The sequence below is a fragment of the Deltaproteobacteria bacterium CG11_big_fil_rev_8_21_14_0_20_49_13 genome, assembly GCA_002796305.1.
In the GTDB taxonomy this organism is placed as follows: domain Bacteria; phylum UBA10199; class UBA10199.
In genome coordinates this window covers 10,333-22,423 of sequence record PCWZ01000046.1, presented here as the reverse complement: position 1 = coordinate 22,423, position 12,091 = coordinate 10,333, and the positions used below count along the sequence as shown (strand labels likewise).

Below are 12,091 nucleotides of genomic sequence, written 5' to 3'. Positions count from 1 at the left end.
TAAGCAAACACTTGATTTATGGAGATTGCTTCGGTCACTACGCTCCCTCGCAATGACACGCCAATGGGTTTTTAGAGGTGCCCTTATGATATTTTCATATCCAACCCCAAGACGTTTATTATTTTGATAAGGTTGGAGAGCTTAATATCCTTGCCGGCCTTGAAATTGCTTATGGTAACCTGAGTAAGTCCGGTTGACTCTGCCAGCGCCCTATTAGTCATTTCTTGTTTTTCCATCTCCTGAAATATTATTTTCGCACAATCCTTTGCGTTCTCAATATTGGGACCGGAGAGCCCCAATTTCTCCGTCGCAATATCCCTAAAAGACTTGTCTATCTGGACAAGTCTAATGATATTTTTTTCGTCTAAACGGGTGAGCAATAAGAATAAGGTTATTTTTGACCAATCTATCGTCTGGGCGGAATGGATGGCATAACATGTACCGTTGTCCAGCCAATCGCCATTCAGCATGATCGAGAATTTTCTGAAATTTTCATCAAGCGAAGACGGAGGCGAATCAAAATGGATCTTAAGACAATTTTTGTCTTCGGATATAAATTTTATCTTTGTTCTTATACTTAATTGCAGCGCGCTCACAAACGTTTGTAGCTGTTGCGGATCTAAAATTGTCATTTATTGCTCCTATACAGATCTAATAGACCACTTATACTATGCACGTTCGACAAAGCGTTCTTGCGTTGATATAAGGCGTTCCATTCTGACATTCTTCGTGGTTTCTTTCGGAAACTCGTTTTAAGAATAATTTTCCTTGAGCAGTTTGATACAATTCCTGAACGGCCGTTTGCCCTCTAGAGGGGTAATTTTCTATCGCAATGGCAAGCTTTTCTCCATCCTCAATTAAAGACTTGATCTCTAAAGTTGTAAGCATGCACAAAATATATTTGATAAAGTATACTTTATCAAATATATTTTTAATGCATTGATTTTATTCGATTTTTTCGCCGGCTAGTTTGGAGCGGAGCTCGGCGAGCTCTGTTGTAACAAGGGCATCGGATGCGCCCGCTTCTTTTAGCTGGCCCTTTCTTTCCTCAAGGGTTCTTTCCAAAAGTTCGGTCGATCTGGCGGCCTTACGAAGGGCCTCAACCTCGGAGCTCGATAGAGTCACGCTATTTAGCCTGTGTTCCTCAAAGGCCTCCCATGTGAATGGACATCTCTTTTTAACAAAGACCGCTATTGCTTCCGCATAGACCCTTATCTCCTTTTGAGCATGCTGGTCCATGCGCAGCCATAGAAAATGGAGCAGATTATTAAGGTCCATCTTCCAGTACCATTCGGTATATGTGGAAAGCGGGAGCGCTACCCTTGCCACCTCGCGCGCAAGGCCTTTATCCACAGACTCATGGTAATGTTTGAAGATGGTCTCGATATCATTATTATATGTTGCGAGGATCTCTGAATTCAGCAGATCCGGAACCGCCCGGTCCAGAGAACCCTGCCTGTTTATGACCGCCTGCTGGCGAAGGTCCTTTGGATCGGGCCTCCAGACCGTATCTTCCATGATAGAATAGCGGCCGCTTATCTCGTTAACGCTCGCCGTTCTGTGGCGTATCCACTGTCTAGCTACAAAGATGGGCATCTTGCAATTATGAACGATCACATTATTGCAAACGAACTGGTTTTTTGAAGAAACATGAAAATCATAAACGTCCTGTACTCCGAGATTTTCTCTATTTTTTATCTTCAAAAATAGCAAATTCGCCAACTCCCCTAGCTCCTCAGGAAAATAACCATGATTATATGATTCTATAAATTCATTTTTACTGAGGTTGCAATTCATGTACAGTTGAGATCTGAAATGATGGGAGACGGCTTCGCTTCCGTTTACAACCAATGCATTGTTCGTAACTAAATTGAACGCATTCGGTATAGCCGAAGCCCTTTGCATAAAAGGTTTAGCCAAAAGTGCATATAATTTTTGTTGTTTCTTTTTTTCCCAAAAATCAACTTTTTGTGAAAATACTTTTAGGCCTTCCTCTGTCCATGTGTAGAGCGAGTGTGCTCCGGGTCTATTAATATGACTTAGCGGAATACCAAGCGCATGCGCCAATTGTTGAATTTCTTTAACAAATTCAAAGCAAGCAGATGTTAAAGCAACGCCATTTGTGTCAGTGATACAACCATCGGCAGAAAACAAACCACGAAGAAATGCATAAGCTGTGGATGGTGGGGAGTTCCAAATCCGTTCAGGAACGCATAAACAAAGAGCACTATCCTTTTTAAAACCATTATCTATCCACCATTTAGCTAAAGTTCTTGAGTTAATATGAACCCTGTATATTTTGCCATCATTTCTTACGCGTGGTTCTGTTAAAAAAATATTACGTAATAGTAAAACCAGATGGTCAAGAGTATCGAGATTTTCCAGGCCAACTGGAAATTCCAACCCTGCCCGCGAAAGATATCCATCTCCTAGATAAAACCCTGTTAGTTCGGCTAATTCAGGGGTCAGCGATTCTGGAAATGAAATTTTAATATTACTTGTTCTCTTATTGCCAAATTTGGGAGCGTTAAGCTTTTGAATACTGCCATTTGACCACGAAACTCCACCATACAAACAAACATGCTCGTTATTATTAATATCCGACGCTCTTTTGAATGTCAGTTTACCATTTTCATCTAATATTCTAACGCGATGATCTTCTGTGACATCGATGAAATAACCCCTATCCAAGTGCAAACGAAAAAGCTCTTTTTTACCCGTATTCCTAGAAGAAATTATGACAGCCTGATCTTCAGCGTTATGAATAGATATTGCATTCAGTGATTCACTGACTTTCTTAAAACCAAGTGATGTTGGAATCCTATTCTCTCCGCCAACACAATGGAACTTGAACTCGACCATCTCAAAGGGGCTCATGTGAAAATGCTTGAGAAGATAATTGATGAGCCCTTTATCCTGACGAACGTTCTTTGTCCCCTTACCGTAAGAAACACGGGCCGCCTGAACGATGCTCTCGTCCCCGCCCATAACATCGACAAGACGCACAAAGCCATGGTCGAGGCATTTTATTATATCGGCATCTTTAAGATCGGCGCCTTCCTTACTGTCGACTATCTCTATATCTTCCATCGTAGTACATCGAAGCATAAGGCAAGAAACAAGAAGCAGGATTTTATCATGCTTCGTGCATCATGCCTCTTGCCTCGTCTTATTTAACCGGCACCACTTCTTCAAGCTCGGGAAATTCCTGCTTTAATATGCGTTCAACGCCCATTTTCAGCGTCATCTGGGCGCCGGGGCAGCAACCGCAAGCTCCCTGAAGCTTAACATAGACCTTGTTATCTTTTACATCGATAAGTTCAATATTACCTCCGTCCATGGCAAGACGTGGCCTTACTTGCGCGTCCAATACCTTTTCTACGGCTTCTTTGTTCATAAAATAATCTCCTTTCTTTAAACGCCTTAGCAGGCAAGAGGCCCCTTGACAACAAGAAAACTATGTCTAATATTCCCCATCCATATGACAAGGGAAGAGACAAAGAAGAAGAGAATCTGGTTCGTTCTTATAGTCCTTTATTTTCTGGCCGGTTATTTCACCTGCGGGTTCATTGGGATGCACCGTTCATACTATTTTGATGTGAGCCTACCGTTCGAAAATCAGATACCTTTTATCCCGTTCTTCATAACGGGCTACGCCTCCGTATATCTAGCGCTTATCCTTCTTTATATCCTGATCGATGACTTAGCCGTATTCAAAAGGGGTATGGTGCTCTTCTTTTCAATGTCTACCCTACATTTCATCATCTTTCTTCTCATACCGGTAAAGATGAACCGGCCGGATATCGCCAACTCCGACGGGATCATGACCATGTTCACATACTATTATTATTTGATAGATAACCCCGTTAACTGCTTCCCTTCGCTCCACGTTGCATATCCGTTCACCGGAACGCTCATTATGTGGAACTACAAAAGGGGATGGTCATGTTTCTTCGCCCTTATGACGGCATTCATTGCGGTCTCTGTGGTATTTGTAAAACAGCACTATATAATGGATGTGTTGGGGGCGGTTGCGGTCACGTCGATAGCCTACATCGCCATTAAAAAGCTGTACCCAATTCAAGTATCAGAACTCCGTCAGACGCAGGAGTGTTGAGTATCGGTCCCTTGGCGCTTCCAAGACGGTCCCTGTTCACAACGACTATGCCATAGCCGGCCCTTCCGGAAACGGGAAGCCCGTGGCCTATCACAAAATCGCCCCTAACTTCAAGACCGGTGCCTAAGAAAAAATTGTTGAAAAAATAACTTCCGGTGTTCTGGCTGGCGTTCCATGCGTTGCCATAATCGGCGAACGGAGCAATGTATATGTTCTGCACATAGAAAGGAAGTGTGCCAAGACCTCTCTGCGGAGAGACGATCGGCATTCTGTATTCACCCGTAAAGACGAGGGCCCTATTTTTAGAAAGCGACGCTATAGGGAGGCCCCTCAAAGCAAAATAATAAAGGCTGTCACCGCCGCCCATTATACCGTCGCCCATCGCGCCGCCCAAAGAGAACGTCCCCTGAACGACAGGATCTCCCCAAACCATGCCACCATGGACCTTTGTGGCCAGGACATGATTCAACCAGGGCATATCAATATACTCCCTGTAGTCGCCGGTGAATATATACTGTTCGTTCTTGCTGGAACTTCCAAGGGCCTTATCGGTTATCGAAAAATTGGTGCGGAGCTTTCGTCCATGTTCCCGGCTTATCGAGGCCGGAAATTTTTCCCATTCACCGTAAACATAAGAGACGTTGAAACCGGCGAAGCTTCCGAAATTAAGCGCATCCTTCTCTTCAGGGGTCAGATACTCGTGCGGCTCCCTGTGTTCCCAGAAATATTGAAGGCCGAACGCCTGTTTGCTCCATGGATAACTGACACCTCCATATACTCTTCTACGGTCCTCATAAAGGTGGACCGTGTTGAGAGTGCCGTCCGCGTGGAGGAACGTAAGATCGCCGAAATTGACCGCATAACCAAGGATGCCGGCAGAAAATACCGGTTTGAATCTGTTGTATGCATAGTTGAAGAAATACCCGACATAGTCAGTGAGATCGGTCCTGTAAGTTGCTCCGCCCATCCAGTTGTGCCTGCGCAGCGGGTCGGCCCCGCCCGTTGCTAACGCGAACATAAGGCCGTTATCTATCGTCGCCGCATTGGGAATTATAAAGCGGGGCAGGAAAAGACCTTTGCCGAACGGAGAATATTTTTTACCTGGAGACTCCGGCTTGGCAACGATCTCTTCCGCTTCTCTCACCGCAAGCGTTTTGACCTTTGGGAGAATTGAAAATCTCTGCTTTTCGATGACCGGCTTGCTGGCATCGATGAACGAACCGGTAGCACCAAAGGGAGAGAATGAGCGTATATCAAAACCTTTCCCGTTGTAATATTTTACATAGACGGATCCCCCGTCAGGAGAAACGGCGGGCTGATAGACTCCGGTGAGAATGTTGGTTACCCTTACGCCGCCCGTTGTGCGCCGAGCGCCGGTGGCTTCAACCCTGTATATGTTGTTAATACCGCTCTTGTCGGAGGCATAAAATATGGTCTTTCCGTCGGGACTCCACGATGGGCTTGAGTCTATCGGAATATCATTGGTCAGCTTTCTTATATTCTTGACCTGTAACCCGTCGCTCGAGATCTCGCCAAGATATATATCCCACTGGCCGATAGGATACGGATCTATCTTGGTTATCTGCCAAGACGAGACCGCTAACATCTTTCCGTCAGGAGAAATTGCGGGAGCCGAAAACTGCGGGAACTCGTCCTTAGCAACGGTCTCATAGCTAAATCCAAGGTCGGAGACCTCCTTTGATTCGACATTGTATATCTTAAGGCACCCCCGGCCGTATTCCTGTTTCACAAACGCCATCTTTTTACCGTCCGGAAAATAGGAGACGTCATAGGCCCGCTCACCGGTTGTAAGCCTTTTAATCTTTTTGGACTCGATATCATATTCATAGATATCGCTATAGGTGTTGTATCTCTTGTACCCTCCAATAGCGGAATAGACGATCTTTTTGCTATCCGGGCTGAATGCGATGCTAGTTGCCGCTCTCCTCTTCTTGATGACCTTGTTGACCCCAGTTCCAAGATCCACAAGGTGGATTTCGGCGGGGCCTTTGACCCTCGTCCTTGCATACGCAAGATATTTTCCATCCGGGGAAACGGCCGGACTTGAGAGAACGGTCCCACCCGCCGCCACATTCTTGAGCTCCGTAAGCCCCTCGGCCTCAACCTTGGTCTTGACAGCTGCGTACTTTTTTTCGAGAGAAGCCTTCCACTCCTTCCATAACGTGTAGAACGACTTGCTCCGCTGCGTCCCTTCCTTTCTCTCACGGTCGTAACGCAGGTGAACCTTTTTAGACTGGAACCTTATATCGCCGAACGTCCGTCTTGCCTGATGGTTCGCCGCGTAAAAAAGCGGCGATCTGGCAACGTTCTTTTGATAATCCATCAATTTATCTTCGCCGAATTTGTCCGAGAGATACTGCATGAACTCAACGCCGTAGATATACATAGCCTGATAGCTGGGCCATTTCCATTGAACTCCATCGGCCTCGTCTATCGTAAGAAAATTCTTGTCAAGAATGGCTGTTCTCATCATCATGTCGGAATAACTTGACCTGCCGCGGCCGCGTGTAGTTTCATCGGTCTCATTATAGGTGGGGATGCCTTCTCTAAGCCATCCAGTCTCTGTACCGTTAGGAGAAACGACCTTTCCGAGTATGAATCGCGGGACCCACATTACGCCACCGACCTGATCGAGGTTTAAGATGTGGGAAAATTCATGCATGCAAAGCGTTCTCAGCCAGTTATCATAGTCGCCAAGCACGCTATCGGGGCCGGGCGAAACTATGCGAAGAAGCATCCAGTTGTACGGGAGCGTGCTCGACATTCCGTTCGCGACATCATAACTGTCCGTAACTATGACCTCTGTCCTCCCCCACGGCTTCCAGTGCATCTTTGGAGATAACTTTTGATACGCATCTTCAAGGTGCCTTGCGACAAGTATCCTCTCCTCCTCCAAGGCCGATGGATAATGGATATTAAAGTGATCCGTTTGCGCCGTTCTCCAATTAAGGGAAGGGTCGAAGGAGGCGGCAAAAGTATTCGGTGCGATAAAAAGAATGACCGCGAGCAATATTAGACGTTTCATTACCGCCTAGGCTATACGATTTGGCGATTTAGCGCAACTTTTTTGAAGGTTTTATGGCGCGGCTCATGCCCACCTATTTGGCCAGAGGTGAAAGACCGTTCTTTATGTATATCGCCTCGAACGGATCGCCATCGCCGTTAGTATCGCCGTCCACATCTATGAAGATAGGATTTGCAAAGGCCCAAGCGCTTGTCTTCATATTCTTATCGCTTGCGAGTTTGTCCAGAGTCCAATCTTCTGCCGGCTTTGCCATCTTCGAAGGATCTGCCACCGATTTTGTCACGAACGGAAAGAGCGAGCGCCAGCCTTCGGTCCCCTGATTTCCGGAAACGAACACAACGATCCACGTATCCTCTTTGACATCCATATCAAGATCGAGGCTCGCGGTTATCACGCCGTTCTTGTTGCTCCAGTGCGAAAGCGAGCCGTCAGATGTCGTAAATATGTATGAAGGTTCATAATAGAACTTTGGAATATGGTACGGAGCAAAAAAAGCCTTAGGATCCGACGCAACCCCCCTGAAAACAGACACGCCGTCATCATCTGCGGGGAGAGGTTCGGTATTGGCATATATCTCTATCGTGTCAAACCATGCCCACGCCGGACTCTTGACATCCACACGAACCTTCACCTTCGGACCTTTAACGACGTCTCCTATCCCTTTTTTGACGCCGTCATCGCCCTTGGCGCTGACCTCTACGAACGGTCCGGTAGTTGCGATAAGCCTGTGATCGTTTATCGCCTTGGCAAACGCCTCCTTATCGAAGGAGGCAAAGGTGCCAAAACCGTCCTTCGGGTCAACCGGCGAGGCGATATAGTTGCGAGGGGTTCCCATTTGATCGACCACCTCGCGATGACTGTCCGAATCGGCGGTAGCCGTGGCAAAGATGCCAAGATTGAGAAGATTGAAAAATTGCGGCAGCCCCGTTTCGCGCAAAGCGTTTGTGTAAAGCTCGGGCCCTATCGTCAATTCGACGGTTGTAAAATCGGCGATCACAAGGTCGTTCGTCCCGAACGGCATGGGGATTTCGGATGTGGATTGTGAGGGAGATATGCGCTGCGCCGACGGCTCCACATAGCTGGATAGGGCCTTCACACCGTCGTACATGGTGGTCGTGACCCATGAAGAGACAATTAGGAGAGACGTGGCCTGATCGGCGACGTGGTTGACCTGAAGTATCTTTTCCCCTTCGCCGGCGTTGCCGGACTTGTAGTAATCAAGAACGTCCCGGGGCGACATCACATAATCGGGCGACGGGTCCATTCTATCGAGGGACGAAAAGGTCCAGTCAAGGGCTCCTCCGTCCAGCTTGGCATCGTCATAAAGAAGCGGGAATACGTGAATGTGACCGTAATGGTTGGGGCTTATTTCCTGTCCTACTATAGTTGCAACGCTATCTGGAGGTATCACGCCTCCGGCTTCAAACTTTGCCACCATGGGAGCGTAATCTGTAAGCCAGTCGTGATCGCTGGATTGCAGCACATCCATGCCCTCTCCCGCAGCGGCCAGGACCCTTTTTTCACATGGTATGGCGCTGTCTGGCGATACGATACAATGAAGATGGAAGTCGGACGATATCCAACCCGGTGTCTTTATCACCCTTTTTAGCTTAACGTTGTCTATTTTTACGGAACTGCTGCCGGAAACGATCACCTCGCGCGTGTCCATCGAATACTCGACACCTTTTGAAAACACAAAATAATAGCGCCCCGGTTCCAGATTAAACTCATTATCTCCATCCAGCCCGAAGTCGCCTTTTAGATCGACATATTTCACGTCCACAACCCCCCATGGGCGCTCGAATATCCATGTATCCTCAAAGTTGCCCGCACCGTGGGTAGTAGCGTAGGCCGCCCCGGCATGAGAATCGGGGCTCGGGTCAAATCCTACTATCGTAAGCCGCGCCGGGATCTTCTTTCCCGAGTCTGCATCCCTAACGCCGTCCGTCAGAACGATATTGCCGGACGGGCCAAGAGTACATTTGATGTCCGTTCTGTCTGTCATGGAAACGTTCACCTCCAAAGGGTCGCAGGTGCCCGCAACATTCGTTCCATCCTTGTGATATCCCGGTTTATCGACGAATATCTTATATTTGCCTGTGCCGAACGCCTTTGCAAAACTGTCGGTGCCGGCAGACAGATACCCGGAAAAATTGCCGTCCTTATCGGTTCGGTATGTGATGACCGTCATATTAGTTTCGTTCTGAACGACCAACGTCGCATCGGGCGCCACATTGCCTTTTGAATCAAACACTTTCCCGGATATCTTATGTGCCAGGACCTTCATCGCAGATAGTCCGGTTCCGAACACGGCGGCAGGGTCCCCGTCGCCAACGACTAAATATTGAGTAACGGTCCTGGCCCCGTGCGGTGGAATTTTAAAGTTGATCCTAAGATCGCCCGGCCCTCCCAGCGGCAGGACATTTAAGAACTCTTCGCCAAAGAACACGCCAGTAACGCCCGAATACGTCAGCGATGCCGAACGAAGCCTTTCTTTTTTGACGTCAGATCCGCCGGCCCCGCCCTTTCCTACGAGCATCTTTTGTGCGTCGAGGGCGTCTGGACTATCGGAGGCAAACTGGTTCACATCGTAAAAATAACCGTAGGTAACATCCACACCCTGGAACGGAACATATATGACCGCAACCGTATCGCCCGTTATCTGAGCGGTTGGTTGCGGCGTAAAACCCATTCCCGGAAGCAGCGTCTGAACCTGGCCGCTGCCGTTAAGGAACTGCCCCACCGGCATGACCACGTCTTCATCTCCGTCGTTTTGAAAGGTGGTGTCGATCTTCACATAATTTTTACCCGGCTCAAGAGTGTAATCGGTAACAACGGCCGTATTCACGGCGCCCAGATCATGATATGTGGCAAACGGATCGTTCTTGTCGCTGAAACGCGGCGAGAAATACATCGACTGCCCCGTCAACGCCTTTGCAACGGGCGCAATGAAATCAAGGTCAAGATAATCAAGGACATCAATGATCCCCGTGGCACGAACGATCTTAGGTGTATTGTTCGCACCGTCCGAGATCACCTGAAAATCCCTATAGTTAACAGTCCACTCGATATTCACAAGGGGACAATGTTTCCCAAAATTATCCTGCCCTGGCTCGCCTTCGGGTCGAACTATATCGGCATCGATTATCACGCCGCCAAACGGACACGACTGGGCTAACTTTGAAGGTTGTTGAATTATCACCTTTATCTTATCGTTGGCCAGAAGGATGTCGCCAAGGCGCCCCTGCGCAAGCGGTCCGCCAATAAATTGTGAATTATCCTTGATGGTGAAGGGCGTATCGGGCAGAGAGATGTCCGTCTCGGTTCCTATCCCCGAACCGCCTGAGCACGCAGAAAGAAACAGCAGATATATGACTAATGTTTTTTTCATAGTCTGTCATTCTGAGCAACAGCGAAGGATGACATCACTACTTATCGGCACTTTTCCCATTTTGTTGCTAACTATTTTCTACCAAGCAATCCTGAGCTTGTCGAAGAGTCGCTAACTTTTCTATATGTTGCGCGTTATTAAGCAGGTCAATTAAAGTTAACATGTTGATATCATTATATATTATTCCGGTGCGGACATATCATTCTTGCCATTTTTGTACTAAGTGTTATAGACGCTTGCGCGCTTCAAACGGAGGTTTGGTATATGATCATAGGCATTCCGAGGGAGATCAAAGAGAGCGAATCAAGGGTCGCCATCACACCGGCCGGCGTTTCAACTTTAATTCGCGAAGGCCACACAGTACTCATAGAAAAAGGGGCGGGCCTTCTTTCAGGTTTTGCGGACAGGGTCTACCGAGATGCCGGCGCCACGATACTCCCGCAGGCGCAGAAGATCTGGAAGATGGCGAACATCATCATCAAGGTAAAAGAGCCCCTTCCTTCTGAATTCAAATTCTTCAAAAAGGACCTGATAATCTTCACCTATCTTCACCTTGCAAGTTTCCCTCAGCTTGCACGCGCGCTTTGCAAGTCCGGCGTTACGGCGTTCGGCTACGAGACGGTGGAAACGACCGACGGAAAACTACCGCTACTGGTTCCCATGAGCGAAGTTGCCGGGCGCGTCGCAACCCAGATTGGCGCTCGCCTCATTCATAAAGGTCCCGCAGGAGGCAAGGGACTTCTCCTTGGAGGCGTTACAGGGACAAAAAGGGGCGTAATAGCGGTCGTAGGCGGAGGAGTCGTGGGGGTCAACGCCGCAGAGGTGGCGGCTGGGCTTGGCGCTGAAGTTGTTATTTTAGATATTAAAGCGGACCGTATTCAAAGACTTCAGGAACGTTTTAAGGTAAGAGCTCAGGTCCTGATGTCATCGCCTGAAAATGTGGCTCTTTGGGTAAAGAAGGCGGACCTGATAATAGGTGCGGTGCTTGTTGCAGGCGATAAGGCCCCTAAGGTCATCACGAAAAAGATGCTTCAGACAATGGAACCTGGCTCCGTAATAGTCGATGTAGCGGTGGATCAGGGCGGTTGTGCTGAGACGACACATCCTACCACGCACAAGAACCCGACATTCATCAAATATTCTGTTATTCACTACTGCGTTCCCAATATGCCGGCGCTGACTCCCCAAACGTCCACCGAGGCGCTGACAAGGGCCACGCTTCCTTATATATGCAAGCTCGCCACAATGGGAGTTGACGGCGCGATCCACAGCGATCCTACGGCTGAATTGGGATTACAGATAAGGGGCGGAAAAGTGGTACATCCTGTCATCGCAAAGCTCTTTAAAAGCCTTGCGTAGTGACCATCCCCCACCAATTGAGACCTCAAAAAGAGTGGCATAGGAGGCCCTAAAAGGGCCGAAAAGGGGATACCATGAAGAGGATGAGACATGCTGAGGAGCAGATTACCGGAGCGCTATAGTATTTCAACTTCTTATTCGTATGCCAGTGCGAATAAGAAGTTAGAAATACTTATAG

7 protein-coding genes are annotated in these 12,091 nt (G+C 47.9%); 2 read left to right on the top strand and 5 right to left on the bottom strand.

The window, feature by feature from the left end:
* Positions 1-83 precede the first annotated feature (83 nt).
* The 3 genes from COV46_04085 to COV46_04075 all read right to left on the bottom strand — a co-directional run bounded on the left by COV46_04085 (position 84) and on the right by COV46_04075 (position 3,397).
* Positions 84-632, bottom strand: coding sequence for a hypothetical protein (locus COV46_04085; GenBank protein ID PIR17477.1), 549 nt, complete (start codon positions 630-632; stop codon positions 84-86).
* 313 nt (positions 633-945) lie between these two features.
* Positions 946-3,090, bottom strand: coding sequence for a thymidylate synthase (FAD) (thyX, locus tag COV46_04080; protein ID PIR17476.1), 2,145 nt, complete (start codon positions 3,088-3,090; stop codon positions 946-948).
* 79 nt (positions 3,091-3,169) lie between these two features.
* A complete protein-coding gene (locus tag COV46_04075; protein ID PIR17475.1) occupies positions 3,170-3,397 on the bottom strand; it encodes a hypothetical protein in 228 nt (75 codons plus the stop codon).
* Between the two features lie 84 nt (positions 3,398-3,481).
* On the opposite strand from COV46_04075, the gene COV46_04070 reads away from it, so the two are divergent.
* Positions 3,482-4,117, top strand: coding sequence for a hypothetical protein (locus COV46_04070; GenBank protein PIR17474.1), 636 nt, complete (start codon positions 3,482-3,484; stop codon positions 4,115-4,117).
* Here COV46_04070 and COV46_04065 read toward each other — a convergent pair.
* Both COV46_04065 and COV46_04060 read right to left on the bottom strand, forming a co-directional pair.
* Positions 4,062-7,163: a hypothetical protein gene (locus COV46_04065; protein ID PIR17473.1), complete on the bottom strand. Its 3,102-nt coding sequence runs from the start codon at positions 7,161-7,163 to the stop codon at positions 4,062-4,064. The two genes, COV46_04070 and COV46_04065, sit on opposite strands and share 56 nt — an antisense overlap.
* A 73-nt stretch (positions 7,164-7,236) precedes the next feature.
* Complete coding sequence (locus tag COV46_04060; protein ID PIR17472.1) at positions 7,237-10,554, bottom strand: hypothetical protein; 3,318 nt, start codon at positions 10,552-10,554, stop codon at positions 7,237-7,239.
* Between the two features lie 264 nt (positions 10,555-10,818).
* On the opposite strand from COV46_04060, the gene ald reads away from it, so the two are divergent.
* A complete protein-coding gene (gene ald, locus COV46_04055; GenBank protein PIR17471.1) occupies positions 10,819-11,913 on the top strand; it encodes an alanine dehydrogenase in 1,095 nt (364 codons plus the stop codon).
* Positions 11,914-12,091: the final 178 nt, after the last annotated feature.

Excerpts from the sequence above, each read along its gene's own strand:
- COV46_04065 (PIR17473.1), bottom strand. The coding sequence starts at position 7,163 with ATGAAACGTCTAATATTGCTCGCGGTCATTCTTTTTATCGCACCGAAT.
- thyX (PIR17476.1), bottom strand. The coding sequence starts at position 3,090 with ATGGAAGATATAGAGATAGTCGACAGTAAGGAAGGCGCCGATCTTAAA.
- COV46_04070 (PIR17474.1), top strand. The coding sequence starts at position 3,482 with ATGACAAGGGAAGAGACAAAGAAGAAGAGAATCTGGTTCGTTCTTATA.
- ald (PIR17471.1), top strand. The coding sequence starts at position 10,819 with ATGATCATAGGCATTCCGAGGGAGATCAAAGAGAGCGAATCAAGGGTC.
- COV46_04060 (PIR17472.1), bottom strand. The coding sequence starts at position 10,554 with ATGAAAAAAACATTAGTCATATATCTGCTGTTTCTTTCTGCGTGCTCA.
- COV46_04075 (PIR17475.1), bottom strand. The coding sequence starts at position 3,397 with ATGAACAAAGAAGCCGTAGAAAAGGTATTGGACGCGCAAGTAAGGCCA.
- COV46_04085 (PIR17477.1), bottom strand. The coding sequence starts at position 632 with ATGACAATTTTAGATCCGCAACAGCTACAAACGTTTGTGAGCGCGCTG.